The 16,112-nt window shown below is 59.4% G+C and carries 12 protein-coding genes; 5 read left to right on the top strand and 7 right to left on the bottom strand.

The window, feature by feature from the left end; all coding sequences use genetic code 11:
- Window positions 1-92: 92 nt before the first annotated feature.
- From secA to IC231_RS05465, 6 genes are all read right to left on the bottom strand, one after another.
- Window positions 93-3,500, bottom strand: coding sequence for a preprotein translocase subunit SecA (gene secA / locus IC231_RS05490; protein WP_190783526.1), 3,408 nt, complete (start codon window positions 3,498-3,500; stop codon window positions 93-95).
- A 229-nt stretch (window positions 3,501-3,729) separates the two neighbouring features.
- Complete coding sequence (glf, locus tag IC231_RS05485) at window positions 3,730-4,911, bottom strand: UDP-galactopyranose mutase (RefSeq protein WP_073281316.1); 1,182 nt, start codon at window positions 4,909-4,911, stop codon at window positions 3,730-3,732.
- A 35-nt stretch (window positions 4,912-4,946) separates the two neighbouring features.
- The gene (locus IC231_RS05480; RefSeq protein ID WP_190783525.1) at window positions 4,947-6,209 is read right to left on the bottom strand and encodes a glycosyltransferase family 1 protein; all 1,263 of its coding nucleotides are present in this window, start codon (window positions 6,207-6,209) and stop codon (window positions 4,947-4,949) included.
- Between the two features lie 166 nt (window positions 6,210-6,375).
- Window positions 6,376-6,891 (bottom strand): GNAT family N-acetyltransferase, encoded by a 516-nt coding sequence (locus IC231_RS05475; RefSeq protein WP_190783524.1) that lies wholly within the window; start codon window positions 6,889-6,891, stop codon window positions 6,376-6,378.
- Window positions 6,892-6,948: 57 nt separating this feature from the next.
- The gene (gene dapF / locus IC231_RS05470) at window positions 6,949-7,743 is read right to left on the bottom strand and encodes a diaminopimelate epimerase (RefSeq protein WP_190783523.1); all 795 of its coding nucleotides are present in this window, start codon (window positions 7,741-7,743) and stop codon (window positions 6,949-6,951) included.
- Between the two features lie 16 nt (window positions 7,744-7,759).
- The gene (locus IC231_RS05465; RefSeq protein WP_190783522.1) at window positions 7,760-8,230 is read right to left on the bottom strand and encodes a DinB family protein; all 471 of its coding nucleotides are present in this window, start codon (window positions 8,228-8,230) and stop codon (window positions 7,760-7,762) included.
- Window positions 8,231-8,332: 102 nt separating this feature from the next.
- Between IC231_RS05465 and IC231_RS05460 the strand changes: the two genes are divergently transcribed.
- From IC231_RS05460 to IC231_RS05445, 4 genes are all read left to right on the top strand, one after another.
- Window positions 8,333-9,217: a class I SAM-dependent methyltransferase gene (locus IC231_RS05460; RefSeq protein ID WP_185888807.1), complete on the top strand. Its 885-nt coding sequence runs from the start codon at window positions 8,333-8,335 to the stop codon at window positions 9,215-9,217.
- A gap of 187 nt (window positions 9,218-9,404) precedes the next feature.
- On the top strand, window positions 9,405-10,376 hold the full coding sequence (locus tag IC231_RS05455; RefSeq protein WP_211538864.1) for a Ppx/GppA phosphatase family protein: 972 nt from the start codon (window positions 9,405-9,407) through the stop codon (window positions 10,374-10,376).
- A gap of 97 nt (window positions 10,377-10,473) precedes the next feature.
- Window positions 10,474-11,541, top strand: coding sequence for an Ldh family oxidoreductase (locus IC231_RS05450; RefSeq protein WP_190783521.1), 1,068 nt, complete (start codon window positions 10,474-10,476; stop codon window positions 11,539-11,541).
- Window positions 11,542-11,658: 117 nt separating this feature from the next.
- Entirely contained in the window at window positions 11,659-12,453 is a 795-nt protein-coding gene (locus IC231_RS05445) for a T9SS type A sorting domain-containing protein (protein ID WP_190783520.1), read from the top strand.
- A 106-nt stretch (window positions 12,454-12,559) separates the two neighbouring features.
- On the opposite strand, the gene IC231_RS05440 is transcribed toward IC231_RS05445, so the two are convergent.
- Window positions 12,560-13,387 carry a murein L,D-transpeptidase catalytic domain family protein gene (locus IC231_RS05440; protein ID WP_190783519.1) on the bottom strand — a complete coding sequence of 276 codons (828 nt, stop codon included), beginning with the start codon at window positions 13,385-13,387 and terminating at the stop codon, window positions 12,560-12,562.
- 302 nt (window positions 13,388-13,689) lie between these two features.
- Here IC231_RS05440 and IC231_RS05435 point away from each other — a divergent pair, with 302 nt between their 5' ends.
- Window positions 13,690-16,062, top strand: a complete 2,373-nt coding sequence (locus IC231_RS05435; RefSeq protein WP_190783518.1) for an alpha-amylase family glycosyl hydrolase — start codon at window positions 13,690-13,692, stop codon at window positions 16,060-16,062.
- The last annotated feature ends 50 nt before the right edge of the window (window positions 16,063-16,112 follow it).

Genomic DNA, 16,112 nt, shown 5'->3' with positions numbered 1-16,112 from the left:
AAAGCGCCGACGGAGCAAGCAGCGCGCCACAAAAAAACAGTGGCAGACGAATATCGTCTGCCACTGCCTCAAGCTACTAAATCAGAAGAAAACTACGCTTCGTCTACCAGCACGCAGCGGTTGTTGAGCAGGTCGTCTTCTACAGTTTTGTATTTCACGTCGCTCACGATGCGGCCGTCCATGTACTGCACGGTCACCTTCTCGTTGCGGTTGGCCACTTTCTGCGAGCGGGCGGGCTGCTGCTTTTCCAGTACCGGGGCATCGTCTGGGCCCATATCCTCGGGGCCAGCGCCCAGCGACACCGACGAGACTTCCTTCTCGGCCTTCAGCTTCGGTAGCGGGGCCGGCGTGGGCAGTTCGTCTTCGATGTAGAACTCGGCTTCGTCGGTGCCCTGCGCGCCGCCCTGCACCGGAATATCGGCGCGGAACAGGAACGACAGGGTGTCTTCGTTGACCTTGCCAATCATGCCTTTGAACAGCTCAAAGCTCTCGAACTTGTACACCAGCAGCGGATCTTTCTGCTCGTACACGGCATTTTGCACCACCTGTTTCAGGTCATCCATCTGGCGCAGGTGCTGGGTCCAGGCCGTGTCGATAGTCGACAAAACCACGGCTTTCTCCATGCTCCGGATGATTTCATGACCACTCGTGGCTTGGGCGCGGCGCAGACCAGCTACCGCCGACACCTGCTTGCGGCCATCGGTGAAAGGCACCGCCACGTTTTCGAAGGGGGCGTTCTGTTCCAGCAGGCTGTTGATGAGCGGCATTGCGTTGCTGGCAATGTGGTCATTCTTGCTGTGGTAGTAGCCCAGCGCCTCATCGTAGAGCTTTTGGGCCAGCGGACCGGCCGCCATGCTCTTCATTTCGGCTTCCGTGATGTAGGTATCGTAGCCGTACACGCGGATGATGGCCAGCTTGAAGTCTTCGTAGTCGTTGGAAATCTTGTGGCTGGCCACAATGTCCTCGGCTACGTCGTAAATCATGTTCCATACGTCCAGCTCCAGACGCTCGCCAAACAGAGCGTTGCGGCGGCGCTTGTACACCACTTCGCGCTGGGCGTTCATCACGTCATCGTACTCAAGCAGGCGCTTGCGCTGGCCGAAGTTATTTTCTTCTACCTTCTTCTGCGCGCGCTCAATCGAGCTGGTAATCATGGAGTGCTGAATTACCTCGCCTTCCTCCAGACCCATGCGGTCCATGAGCTTGGCAATCCGGTCGGAGCCGAACAGGCGCATCAGGTTGTCTTCGAGGCTTACGAAGAACTGCGAAGAACCCGGGTCACCTTGGCGGCCGGCGCGGCCCCGCAGCTGCCGGTCTACGCGGCGGCTTTCGTGGCGCTCCGTACCGATAATGGCCAAGCCACCCGATTCTTTAGAGGTTTCCTTCAGCTTGATGTCGGTACCACGGCCGGCCATATTGGTGGCAATAGTAACGGTGCCAGGGTAGCCGGCGCCGGCCACAATTTCGGCTTCGCGCTGGTTCTGCTTGGCGTTCAGTACCTGGTGCGGAATCTTGCGCAGGTTGAGCATGCGGCTCACCAGCTCCGAAATTTCCACGCTCGTAGTACCTACCAGCACCGGACGGCCAGCTTGCACCAGCGTCTGGATTTCCTCGGCTACGGCGTTGTATTTCTCGCGCACGGTCTTGTAGACCTTGTCGTGCTCGTCTTTGCGCTGAATGCCGCGGTTGGTCGGAATAACCACTACGTCAAGCTTGTAGATGTCCCAGAACTCGCCGGCTTCGGTTTCGGCCGTACCCGTCATGCCACCCAGCTTGTGGTACATGCGGAAGTAGTTCTGCAGCGTCACGGTGGCGTAGGTCTGGGTGGCGTCTTCCACGCGCACGTTTTCCTTAGCCTCAATAGCCTGGTGCAGACCGTCGGAGTAGCGGCGGCCTTCCATCACGCGGCCCGTCTGCTCATCCACGATTTTCACCTTGCCGTCGTCGGTCAGGATGTACTGGTCGTCGCGCTCAAACAGGGTGTAAGCTTTCAGCAGTTGGTTCACGGTGTGTACCCGCTCACTCTTCTCCTGATATTCCTGCATCAGATGTTCCTTCTGGTGCAGTTTTTCGTCGTCCTTTAGCGTGGTGCTTTTCTCGATTTCAGCAATGGCCACCCCGATGTCGGGCATGATGAACAGCTGCGGGTCTTCGCCCTGAGCCGTAATCAGGTCAATGCCTTTCTCGGTCAGCTCAATCTGGTTGTTCTTCTCGTCGATAGTAAAGAACAGCGGCATGTCGGCCTGCGGCATCTGGCGCGAGTTGTCGGCGAGGTAGTGGTTTTCCACCTTCTGCAGAATGGCGCGCATGCCCGTTTCCGACAGGAACTTGATGAGCGGCTTGCTCTTAGGCAGGCCACGATAGGCGCGGAACAGCGCGAGGCCTGCTTCACCCTCCTTTGGGCCTTCTTTGCCTTCTTTGATGCCTTTGCGAGCCTCTACCAAATACTGCTGCACCAGCTTCTTTTGCTCGTCTACGAGGCGCTGAATGCGGGGCTTGAGTTGGTAGAACTCGTGCACGTCGCCGCGGGGCACGGGGCCGGAGATGATGAGCGGCGTCCGGGCATCGTCAATCAGTACGGAGTCCACTTCGTCGACCATGGCGTAGTGGTGCTTGCGCTGCACCAGCTCGCCGGTTTCGCGCGCCATGTTGTCGCGCAGGTAGTCGAAGCCGAATTCGTTGTTGGTGCCGTAGGTGATGTCGGCGGCGTAGGCGGCGCGGCGGGCGTCGGTGTTGGGCTGGTGCTTGTCGATGCAGTCCACGGTGATGCCGTGGAATTCGAACAGCGGCGCATTCCACTCCGAGTCACGCTTGGCCAGGTAATCGTTGACGGTTACCAAGTGCACACCGCGCTTAGACAGTGCGTTCAGGAAGGCCGGCAGCGTCGAAACGAGGGTCTTGCCTTCGCCCGTGGCCATTTCCGAAATCTTGCCCTGGTGCAGCACCACGCCCCCGATGATCTGGACGTCGTAGTGTACCATGTCCCAGGTGATTTCGGCGCCGGCCGCCAACCACTTGTTGCTCCAGATGGCTTTGTCGCCGTCGATGGTGACGTTCTTTTTGCGCTTGGAATATTCCCGGTCGTAATCGGTGGCGGTTACCACCAACTGGCCGTTTTCCTTGTAGCGGCGGGCCGTTTCCTTCACCGTGGCAAAGGCCGCAGGCAGCACCTCCATCAGCACCACTTCCAGATCTTTATTGCGCTGCTTTTCCAGCTCATCAATCTGATCGAAGAGCTGCTCTTTCTGCCCAATGTCAAGCGTCGTGTCCTCGTTGACACGGGCATGAAGGCCGGCAATCTGGTCGTCGATGCTTTTCAGACGCTCATCAATGCGGGCGCGCACCTCGTTGGTGTGCTCGCGCAGCTGGTCGTCGGAGAGCTGTGCCAGTTTGGCATATTCGGCGTTTACGAGCGCCACGTAGGGGATAATCTCCTTCAAGTCCCGGTCCGATTTCGTTCCGAAAATCTTGGCGACGGTTTTCCCTAGAAAGTCAAACATGCTGTTTATTTTTAACTGAAACGCCGGGGCGTACCTCAAATTTAAGGGGTTTTCCGGGAAATTCCCGGCGAAAGACCGCCTTACGTCGCCCCGACCCCCGAAACAACGAAACCCCGCTACCTCAAAGAGTGTGCGGGGTTTCGGAAAGCGGCGAACTTGGCAGCCAGGAAGAGAAAAAGCAGAATTGTGTGCCTTTTATGGCAGTACGCTGCTTGTCAGAGCATTTCTTCTACTCCTTGGCCGGGTCGCGCGGCACCAGCTTATCCATGATGGAAGCGGAGCCCGTAATAGCAGGCTTTTTCACTTTTACAGCTTCTTCGCTCTTCTCTGTCAGCTTTTTGTAGAGCGTGAGAGCCTGTGCCACTACCTGGTCCATGTTGTAGTACTTGTAGGTAGCTAGGCGGCCCACAAAATGTACGTTTGGTGTTTCGTCGGCCAGCTTCTTGTACTTGTTATACAACTCAGCGTTTTCGAGGCGTGGCACAGGATAGTATGGGTCGCCCTCGGCTTTCGGGTACTCATACACAATGGCCGTTTTGGGGTGTTTCTGACCGGTGAGGGCCTTAAACTCGGTGATGCGCGTGTAGAGGTTGTCGTTGGGATAGTTCACGACGGGAGCTGCCAGGTAGCTTTCCTGGTTCAGGGTTTCGTGCTTGAACTCCAGGGAGCGGTAAGGCAGCTTGCCGTATTTGAAATCGAAATACTCGTCTACCGGCCCCGAGAAAATCATTTCCTTAAAGGGAATGAAGTCGATGATGTCGTGGTAGTCGGTGTTGAGCATCACCTTGATGTTGGGATGGTCCAGCATCCGCTCAAACATGCGGGTGTAGCCGTGTAGCGGCATGGCTTGGTAGGTATCGGTGAAGTACCGGTCGTCGCGGTTGGTGCGCGTAGGCACGCGGCTCGTCACCGACTTGTCCAGCTCCGACGGGTCCATGCCCCACTGCTTGCGCGTGTAGTTGCGGAAGAACTTCTCGTACAGCTCCCGCCCTACCTTACTCACTACCACATCTTCGGAAGTGCGGATAACGGGCACCTCCTCGGCCAGCGACTCCAGAAACTGCTCTACCTCAAAGCTGTTCAGCGACAGGCCATAGAGCTTGTTGATGGTGTCGAGGTTGATGGGCATGGGCACCAGCTGTCCGTCTACGGAAGCCAGCACGCGGTGCTCGTAGGGGCGCCAATCAGTAAAATTGGAGAGATACTCGAATACGTCTTTCGAATTAGTATGGAAGATATGTGGGCCATACTTATGGACCAATATGCCTTCCTCGTTGTAATGGTCGTAGGCGTTGCCGGCAATATGGCTGCGCTTATCCACAACGAGAACTTTCTTATTCGAACGGGTAGCCAGCCGTTCCGCCAGCACGCTACCGGCAAAACCGGCCCCAACAATCAGGTAATCAAACATAGTCTTAAGCGTGTTGTGGTTGATAGAAAGAACAATCAGGAAACAGACATGGAAGCAGCTGCCGCAGTAGGCGCAGCCGTAGTTTTGGCCTGGAGGCGGCTCTGCATGAGGCCTACCATCTGCTCCCAGGTCAGGTCCCAGGAGATGGTAGCCAAATACTCGTCGGTGCGGCGCTGCCAGTCGGCGTCGCGGGTTTGCGTAAGGGCCTTTTCAATGGCCTGGCCGAACTCATCGGCAGTGGCGGCAATCTGAACGAGGTCCAGTTCACCATAAGGGCGCACCACGTCGCGGATGGGAGTGCTGACGACTGGCCGGCCGGCAGCTAAATACTCCGGCGTTTTGGTGGGCGAAATGAACTTGGTGCTTTCGTTGTCGGCGAACAGCAGCGTAGCTACATCCCAACCCCGCAGGTAGGCGGGTAGTTCCTGGTAGTCTTTGCCGCCGAGGTAATGAATATTGGCGTGGCGTGGCAGTGTGGCCGGATCAATTTTGACCACGGGCCCGATGATGACGAACTGCCATTCAGGGTAGGTTTCGGCCAACTGACCCAGCAGCTCAATATCAAGCCGCTCGTCTACTACCCCAAAAAACCCGATCCGGGGGTGCGCAATATTGGCCTGGTCGGCAGGCTCAGTGATGTCGCGGCGGGCCTGCCCGAAGTGGTCTTTGTCGATGCTGCTGGGGAACGGGTGCGCATCGGGATGCTGCTGGCGCTTGGCTTCGTAGAGCGTGTGGCCGCCGGTGAATACCAGATCTGCTTTCTGGAATAGCTCCTGCTCCCGCTCTTGCAGCGTGGGCGGCGCAAACTTGAACGCCGCCAACTCGTCCATGCAATCGTACACGGTCAGGGCGGGCTGGAAACGGCGCGACTTGCCCAATGCCATGGGCGTATAGTACCATCCAATGAAGTTTTCGACTCCCTGCTCGTCAAAAAAGCGGGTCAACACTTCAAACTGAACCTGCTCGGCAGCCCCTTCATCGGCGCGCAGGCGGTTGGGCAGGTGCACGACCAACACTTTCAGACCGTGTTGTCGCTCTTTCACCTCCACATGCGGCTCAATCAAGTCATCGTTGTGGAAAAACGCTTCTTCCACGTAGAAAACCCGCCCCTGCTGTGCAAAGCGTGACATCAGATGCTGCGGACGCTGCCACACAAAGTCCCAGTGCAAATGGGCAAAGCAGACTACATCGGGAAGAATGGGGTGAAGCGGTATGGCAGAAGCGTCGGAAGCAGAAGGGGTAGCTGGGTCAGGATCAAAGGCATAGTCCTTCGAGTCCACTGGCGGAGTCAGCGGCATAATTGCAGTAGAGATGGAGGTAACATGGAGCCTAGTCGCCGAACAGAAACGACTACTTACCGGCACACACGATATCCTATACGCCCGGGCATTTAAAAGGATATTGACGAGCTAACACTAATTCCTTTGGCATTCGTTCACTAAAACCAATAGCTCAACTGTATTATTATAGCAACTGCTGCATTTCCACGGCGTTCTGCCAGCCGTCGGCCGTGCGCAGCCATTCCAGCCGCACTCCCACTCTTTTGTAGCCAGCCGCCTCAAATAGCTGTAAGCTGGCAGTGTTATCAGTAGCTATGGTGCAGTGAAGCTGGTGCAGCCGCAGTACCTGCCGGGCATAGGGCCGCAATAGCGCCAGCGCGGCCCGCGCGTAACCTTGCCGCTGGTGCCGGGCCAGCACCATGATGCCCACCCCAGCCCGCTGGTGCAGCGGCTCAAACCCGAATAAATCGACGGTTCCGACTGCCTCCTGCGTAGTGGTGGCACACAGTACCAGCCGCAGCTGCCGCACCTCATGAAAGTCGGCGGCGGCATTGTTGAGGTACTGCCGAAGCGTGTGGCGCGACACCGGCGCCAGCGTATCCGACACGCTCCACACGGCGGGGTCGTTTTCCAGTGCGTACAGGAATTCGAGGTCTTCGGCTTCCAGAGGGCGCAGGAAAACCAGGTCGGAACGGAGCATAGACGCGGGAAGTAAGTGGGACGAATGCCCTCGTTTCAGAATCGGCAGCGGGTGGGCTTACACCTCCACTTTTCCCTCGAAAACCCGCGTGGCAGGGCCACTGAGGTATACGTTCGTGAAGGTCCCATCGGGGTGAGTCTCGAACGTGACGCGCAGGTCGCCGCCGGGGGTGCGCAGATGCACAGGGCTGGCCGCGCCGCGCTGCGAAGCCGCCAAAGCTACCGCCGTGACGCCGGTGCCGCAGCTCAGGGTTTCGTCTTCCACGCCCCGCTCGTAGGTGCGGACCTGCCAAGGCTGCCCCGGTGCGGCAGGCGCTTCCACAAAATTTACATTGGTGCCTTTTTCCCGGAAACGCTCATTGTAGCGAATGGCGCGGCCTTCGGCAAACACATCCAGCTCGGCCAGGGTGCTGGCGGCCTGAAAGCGCACCAAGTGGGGCGAGCCGGTATCCAGAAACACGCCACAGTCGTCTATGTCCTGCTGGCCAGGCACGTCCTGCATGCGCAGATGCACGGTGCCGTCGGCATCTACCCGGGCCTTGTGCGGGCCATCGGCGGCCAGAAACGTGGTGTCGGTTTTGATGACGCCCAGCTGCCGCGCAAACGCCACGGTGCAGCGCCCGCCGTTGCCACACATAGAGCCCAAATAGCCGTCGGCATTGAAATACACCATCTCAAAATCGTACTGTGGATGCTGGCGCAGCAGAATCAACCCGTCGGCCCCGATGCCGCGGCGCCGGTCGCAGAGGTGGCGCACCAGCGTGTGGTTGGTTTCGTCGAACTGATGGGAACGGTCGTCCATCATCACGAAGTCGTTGCCGGTGCCTTGGTATTTGAAGAAGGGAAGCGTCACGGAAGCAGAGGTGTAATCAGAGAAATTTGCGCAGCAAGGCAATCTGGCCGGCGTGGTAAAGGTAGTGCTGCGCACTACCATGCAGCAGCACATAGAGCGTCACTTGGGAGCCATCTGCTTGCAACACCCTGGTTTCCAACGAAGCATCATTTAGGGCCTCGGTGGCAGCTAGTAACCGCTGGTGGGCGCTCTGGAGTTCCTGCTGCACCAGCTGCCATTGCCTTTCATCAGGCTCCGTTGCAAAAGCCGGCCAATCCTCATTAGTAAGCGGCGTTTGCTGCTGTTGCTCCACCCGCCAAGCCACGGTACCAGCCCACGTGGTCAAGTGGCGCACCAACTCCCCGATGCTGTGCACGCCGGCCAGCGGGTGCGCCGCGGCCTGGGCCGCCGAAGTGCCCGCCAGCGTAGCCTGCAAGCTCGGTCCCGACCAGGCATCACCATCAAAAGCACGCCGCAACTGGTCTGCTATTCGTTGAGTTTCGCGCATGATTTTCAGTCTGCTTCTTTTATGGCCATATACGGTGCCGGCCGAAACTGCGCCATGCCGTACCTTTGCCCGCCTGCCTACCAGCAGCCTAAAAGTAGTTCTATGTACACGTTTCTGACCACGAGCCCCTGGGCCGACTACGAGCTGATTGACGCCGGCAACTTCGAGAAGCTGGAGCGTTTCGGCCAGCACATCTTGGCCCGGCCCGAGCCCCAGGCCATCTGGGACCCGCACCTGCCGGCCTCGGAGTGGCAGCGCGCCAACGCCACCTTCACCCGCGAAAAAGGCAGCCAGGAGCGCGGACAGTGGAAAATCAAGCCCGGTACGCCCGAGCAGTGGCTGATTGGTTACGAGCGGCCCGACGGCCTGAAGCTGCGGTTTCGGCTGGGCATGTCGTCGTTTAAGCACGTGGGGCTGTTTCCGGAGCAGGACCCCAACTGGCAGTTCATTTACAACCAGACCCGCAAGCGCAAAGCCGCCGTACCGCGCGTGCTCAACCTGTTTGCCTACACCGGCGCGGCCACGCTGGCCGCCCGCGCCGCCGGCGCCGACGTCACGCACCTCGACTCGGTGAAGCAGGTTAACTTCTGGGCCCGCGACAACATGGAAGCCAGCAACCTCGACGGCGTGCGCTGGCTGGTGGAAGACGCCATGAAATACGTGCGGCGCGAGGTAAAGCGCGGCAGCAAGTACCAGGGCCTCATCCTCGACCCGCCCGCCTACGGCCGCGGCCCCAACGGCGAGAAGTGGCAGCTGGAAGACGAGCTCAACGAAATGCTCAAGCTTTGCAAAGAGCTGCTCGACCCGCAGGACCACTTCTTCCTCGTGAACCTGTACTCGCTGGGTTTCTCGGCCCTCATTCTCGACAATCTGGTAGGCGAAATATTTCCCAACATGCGCGACAAGCGCGAAATCGGGGAAATCTACCTGCACGACCAAGCCGCCCGCAAGCTGCCGCTGGGCACATTCTGCCGGTTCGCCACGTAAGCTGGCCGGACACTGGGACCCTGTCATCCTGAGCAGAGCGAAGGACCTTGCCACGTTAGAACGACTCATTCACGTGTGATAGGGTCCTTCGCTCTGCTCAGGATGACGATTAGTTCCACTTTCTGACTGTCCCACCCTATCATTATTCACTATTTACCTGTCACCATTTACCTCATCCCCTCAGTCCATGTCACTTCCGCATCATCCTTTGCACCGCCGGCTGGCCCTGATTGACATGGGCACTAATACCTTTCACCTGCTGATTGTGGAGTTGCCCGAAGCGCGCCACGCGCAGCCGGTAGTGCTGCTGCGCACCAAAGTGGGCGTACGACTCGGGGAAGGCGGTATCAGCAAGGGCCATATTGCGCCGGAGCCGTACGCGCGGGCCCTGCACACGCTGGCTGGCTTCAAGGAGGAAATGGAGCTGCACCAGGTAACGGACGTGCGCGCCACGGCCACCAGCGCCATGCGGGTGACGGCCAACGGACCGGAGCTGGTAAAGGACATCTTCGAACAGACTGGTATCCGGGTAGAAGTCATTGCCGGCGACCGGGAAGCCGAGCTGATCTGGGCCGGCGTGCGCCAGGCCGTGCCGCTGGGCCCCGAGCCGCACCTCATCATGGATATCGGTGGGGGCTCGGTGGAATTCATCATTGCCAACGAGCAGACGATTTTCTGGAAGCAAAGCTTTGAAATCGGGGCCCAGCGCCTGCTCGACCAGTTCTTCCCTGACGCCAGCGGCATTATTTCCGCTGAAGCAGTAGCGGCCGAAAAAGAGTATCTGCGCACAGTGCTGGCGCCGCTGGCGCAGGCCGTCACGGAATTTCGGCCGGTGGGCCTGGTGGGCGCTTCCGGCAGCTTCGACAGCCTGGCCGATATGCAGTTGGGGCAGCTGCGCACCGAAGCCGAGTTGCCGCCCAGTACCGATCTGGCTCTGGAAAGCTTCCGCCGCAGCTACGCGCAGCTACTGAGCCTGCCGCATGAAGAGCGCAAAACGCTGCCCGGCATTTTGCCCATGCGCGCCGATATGCTGGTCGTAGCCGCCATCCTCACCGATTACGTGCTGGAGCTGACGGGCATCACGCACCTGCGTACTTCGGCTTACGCGCTGAAGGAAGGGCTGCTGGCCGAGATGCTACAGTCGCCTTCGCAGGCCTGACGCGGGGTGCTACCTTCTCCCCTTATTTCTTTAAGTACCGGCTGCTCTGTGCTCAAGGGTTCGTCCTGAGAATGGGCTGTAGCGTATTCCCTGCCTTATGACAACTACTCTCTCCTATACCCAGCTGTTCGCCTTCACGGAAGCCGTATTTCGCGGCATCGGCTGCCCCCATGAGGATGCCACGCTGGCCACCGAAACCCTGCTCTCCGCCGATTTACGCGGTGTCGACTCGCACGGCGTGGCCCGGCTGATTGGCTACATCCGGCTCTGGGAGGCCGGCCGCATCAATGCGACTCCCCGCGTGGGCGTGACCTACGAAACGCCCAGCACCGCCGTCGTAGACGGCGACGGCGGCTTAGGACTGGTGGTGGGGCCGCGCGCCATGAAGGTAGCCCTGGATAAAGCCCGCCAAGTGGGTTCCGGCTGGGTTTCGGTGAAGAATTCCAACCACTTCGGCATTGCGGGCTACCACGCCATGAAGGCCCTGCCCCACGACATGATTGGAGTGGCCATGACCAACGCTTCGCCACTGGTTGCCCCCACTTACTCGCTGGAGCGCCTGCTGGGTACCAACCCCATTGCGGTGGCCGTGCCCGCCGGCGAGCAGCCCGATTTTGTGCTGGATATGGCTACTACTACCGCCGCCAACGGCAAGCTGGAAATTGCGCAGCGCAAAAACCTGCCGATTCCGGAAGGCTGGGCACAGGATGCGGCCGGCACCGGCTCGACAGATGCCAATGCCGTAAAAAACGGCGGCGCGCTGCTACCACTGGGCGGCGCCACCGGTTCGCACAAAGGCTATGGCTTAGGTGCGGTAGTGGATATCTTCTCAGCCGTACTGAGCGGGGCGAATTATGGGCCGTGGGTGCCGCCGTTCGTGGCGTTTTTGCAGCCCTCCGCAAACCCCGTGGGCCAGGGCCTGGGCCACTTCTTTGGGGCCATGCGCGTGGATGCGTTCCGCCCGGCTGATGAGTTTAAAGCCCACATGGACAACTGGATTGCCACGTTCCGGGCCGCGCAGGCCGTAGAGAGTCGGCACGTGCTCATTCCCGGCGACCCGGAGCGCGAAACCTCGGCCGTGCGCCTGCTGGAAGGCATTCCGTTGCTGGAACCCGTTATCCGTGACCTGGAGACCGTGGGCGCCAAATTTGGTGTGAAGCTATAGGCCAGCCTCAGTAAGCCAGCCCCAAAGCCATGGAGTATGCGCAAGGGCAGCAACGCGCTGTGTGCTGGCTAGTTTCTATCTTCACCGCTGTTTATAGAACCAGCTACACCACCTCCCATGCGCACTCCTGTTCTGTACACAGCCCTTTTTCTGCTGGCATTGCCGGTTATGGCTTCGGCTCAAACAGTACACCCTGCCGGAGCCGCCCTGACGGCCCTCAACTGGCAGCCGGCCAGCAATACGGATTCGTTGCGCGTGGATGTTGATGGCGACAACGTAGCCGATATCATCTTTCGCGAAAACAACTACCTGCCGACGGGCGCCGGACAGCCCACGCGGTATTTCTTTACCGCCGCGCCCCTGAGTCCGGGCGCCGAACTAGCCCTCGATTCAGTGGAATTTGACAGTGCCCACCGGTTTCTGGCCAATGACGAAATTGGGCGAGGGCTACGCTGGAGCACTACCGGCGCCTACCTGGCCTACACGCTGCTCGGGAATGGCGGCATCGGGGGGCGCGGCTTTTTCCGTAATGGCGCCACCGGTTATGTGGTGTTGCGCAAACGCGTGGCCAACTCGTTGAACTACTGGTGGTTCAACGTTTCGGGCAGAACCAACGGCACCGTTAGCCAGGTCTATTTCTACGGGCAGTCGGCAGGCAGAACGCTTTCCTTCCCGAACCCTGGCGTAGCCCAGGCAGCCATACAAGTGTTTCCTAATCCTGCTTCCAATGGCTGGCACCTGACCGGCAACGGCAGCTTCCGGCTGTATGACAGCCAAAGTCGGCTGCTGCAACATGGCTTGGTCAACGCTTCGGCTACCGTGAGCACCGCTGCCCTGGCACCAGGCATGTATCTCCTGCAGTTCCGGACCGCCACGGGCGTAGTCAGCAACCAAAAGCTGATTCGGGAATAAGAACAGGCCACCAATTGCTTGTTTCCAGTCAAACAAAAAGCCCCACGGATTTTGTGAGGCTTTTTGTTTGACTGGAAACAAGCAATTGGTGGGCACCTCTGCTCGGCTAGCTGTTGCCGCTAAGCAGCGCGTTCATGGCCACGTCTTCGTTGAGGTATTTGGAAGAGTACGACTGATCAGAACCGTTGAGGAACAGACAGGTGCCGCCGTTTACGGCTTCAATGATTTCGTCTTTCTGGTCCATGGGCAGCGCGGGACAGCCGAGGCTGCGGCCCAAACGACCGTACTGCTGGATGAAATCTTCGCTCACGTAATCGGCACCGTGCATGACCACGGCACGAGCCAGTGCGTTGGTGTTGTAGCCTTCGTCCACGCCGTTGAGCTTGAGTGAGCGGCCGTGCTTGCCAACATATTCGCCCTGCGTCACATAGAAGCCCAGGCTACTCATATTCGACTCGTTCTGGTTGGAGAAGTTGGTAGCAACGTTTTCACCGGAGTTGTGGCCGTGGGCCACCAGCGTATGAAACCTGACCTGCTTGGCTTCCAGATCAAGCACCCACAGACGCTTTTCGGTGCTGGGCAGCTCAAAGTCAACGACCGTCAGCAGCTGCTTGGCATCGGAAAGCTGGCCGTCCTGCTGCAGATTCAGATAGCCGGTCATGGCTTTCTCAAACACTTCGTAGCGCAGGCCTTGTGCTTCCACATTCAGGTCGCGGTACATATCATGCAGGCGCTGACTAAAGAAAGCAGCCTGCAGGCTTTTAGCCGACGGCAGGGCGTTCGACATGCTGGCCGCCGTGGCCTTACTGTTAACAACCGGCGCGGCCAGCGGCGTGGCCATAAACAACGATGCGACGAAAGGCAATATACGACGAGCCATGCGGCGCGCCCGGCGCTTCAGCCGCAGGCGATGAACTACACTCTGATTTTCCATCGACACAAGTCAGTTTCGGTTGCAGATAAACGGCCTCCCGGATGAGCGGCCGTGTTATGTGTGGTTTACGGGAACCGGACCATTGCAGATACATTGGAACCCCGTTAGCCGATATCTAATATAATGCCGATTTCGCTATATAAATTCCTTGCCACCGGAAAACCGGCAAAACCAGAACCATAACTAGCTAATACAGCATTGGTATTTTACCATTTATTTATCGAATTTGTAATCCTGTAGTTTGCTCCTATCGGCGAGTTTTTTTCGTCGTTTTTCTTCCCAACCAATTCCCCCATTCTCTTATGTACAACGGTACAAACCCCTGGTGGCGCAAGCTCACCCTGGCCGCGGCTGCCCTGCTGGTTCTGGGCGGCCAACCCGCCACAGCCCAAAAAGTAGTGCTTCAGGGCTACTGGTGGGACTATTGGAACACCAACTACCCCAATGGTTGGGCCAACTACGTTGCCCTTCTGGCTCCACGCCTGAAAGCCATGGGCATTGATGCCGTCTGGCTGCCGCCAAGCATCAAAAACGGCAATCAGGGCAATGGCTACTCGCCCTTCGACAATTACGACTTAGGGGATAAGTACCAAAAAGGCTTTACCGCCACCCGTCTCGGCAACAAGGATGAGCTATTGCGGGCCGTGGCCGTGCTGCATGCCAATGGCATCGAAGTAGTACAGGACATCGTGCTGAACCACAACGACGGCGCCGGCTCCCAGACCGGCGGCGGCGGCCAGGACCCCGCCGCCTGGGAAGATGGTTCGACCAGCAAGTACAAGAACTTCCGGTACGTGAGCTACAGCAAGCCCGCCACCGACGAAACGGCGGCCAACTACCTGGCCCGCAACGGCCGCTTCCCCAAAAACTGGCAGAATTTCAACCCCAACCCCGGCAACAACTCCACCTCCGGCGACCAGAACCAGATTCTGTTCGGGCCCGATATCAGCTACTACAACGGCTCGTATGGCCAAAGCTCCAACGCTACCTTCAACCCGGTGCAAGGGGCCGACTACATGCGCAACAACCAGCGCAACTGGCTGGTGTGGTACAAAAAGCAGGAAGGCTTTGACGGCGTGCGCCTAGATGCGGTGAAGCATTTCCCGGAGTTTGCTATGGAGGATTTCCTCTACAACATGCAAAGCAACGCCGGCTGGGCCAACGGCGGCGCCACCATGTACGCCGTGGGCGAATGGGTGGGCGGCAGCGGCCAGATGGATAGCTGGGTGGCCGCCGTGCAGAACCGCGCCGGCACCTTCGACTTTTCGCTGCGCAACGCGTTGTACAGCATCGTGAGCGGGGGCGGCAACTTCGATATTGGCTCATTGCCGACGTACCAGCAAGGCACGCGGGTGGTGCAGATCAACGGGCAATATGTGCACCGCACGGTGCCCTTCGTGAACAACCACGACACCTTCCGCCCCCAGGTAAGTGCCACCGGCAACTACACCGGCTGGAACACCGGCTCGGAGCTGGCCCCCCACATCGACCCGTTCGACCCGCGTTTGTCGGCCGCGTATGCCGCCGCGCTGGCCGTGGATGGCTCGCCGCAGATTTTCTTCGAGGATTTGTTCAACATTGGCAGCACCGGTAAGCGCTACTCGCACCAGCCCACCAGCACCGTGGACCTGCCCCAGCGTTCCGACATTGAGAACCTGATCTGGTGTCACCAGAACCTGCGCTTCAAGGACGGCGCCTACAAAGTGCGCTGGCAGGCCCAGGACCACCTGGTCATCGAGCGGAGCACCAAGGCCATCATCGGCATCAACGACAACTTCTCGACCTGGCAGAACAGCACGGTTTCGTGTGATTTCGCGCCCGGCACCGTGCTCAAGGACTACTCCGGCGCCAACGGCACCGCTACCGTGACGGTAAGCGGCTCACAGACGGTGAGCATCAACACACCGCCCTGCAACGGCACGGCCACCGGCGGCCGGCGTGGCTACTCGGTGTGGGCGCCCGTGGGCATTGGCACCAACTACGTGCGCGCCGCCATGGCGACCACCCAGGAATGGGAGCTGGCCGACGACCTAGGCGACTCGCACGCCTCGTCGCTGAAGCAGGGCGGGCAGCTGCCGGCCTCGTCCACGGCCTACCGCACGGCGGGGCGCATCTACGTGGAATCGGGTAAGGCTGTCACCTATACCCTGTTCCCGACGGATGCTACCCGTAGCCTCGCAGTGGAGCTGGTGAGCGGCACGAGCACCATCGTGAGCAGCAAAACCGGCACCGGTACCCTCACGGGCACCTACACGCCCACCGCTACCGGCTGGCTGACGCTGCGCGCCAAAAACGCTTCCACCTCCAACCCGGCCCAGCGCGCCTTCATCAAGGCCACCTACACCGCTCCGGCTGTCCTCACCAGCACGGCCCTGCGCGAAACCGGCGTGCTGTCCACGGCCAACGCCCGCACCCCGCTGGCCGGCGCCGACCTGACGGTGTACCCCAACCCCACCGCCGCCAACCGTATCGACGTGGTGCTGCAGTCGCCGACGGACGTGACGGCCACGCTGCGCCTCACCGACCTGCTGGGCCGCCTCGTGCATGAGCAGAAAGTGCGTCTCTACCCCGGCTCCACCGAGCAGCGCCTCCGCATCGAGCGGGCATTGCCGGCCGGTGTCTATCAGCTGAACGTGCCGGAACTCGGCCTGAGCCGCAAAGTTGCGGTGCAGTAAAATCAGGCTTAGTGACTTCAAAAAAGCGCCTCCGGGAATTCCGGAGGCGC

Source organism: Hymenobacter duratus (assembly GCF_014698995.1).
Taxonomy (GTDB): domain Bacteria; phylum Bacteroidota; class Bacteroidia; order Cytophagales; family Hymenobacteraceae; genus Hymenobacter; species Hymenobacter duratus.
This window is presented reverse-complemented; position numbering and strand designations above follow the sequence as displayed.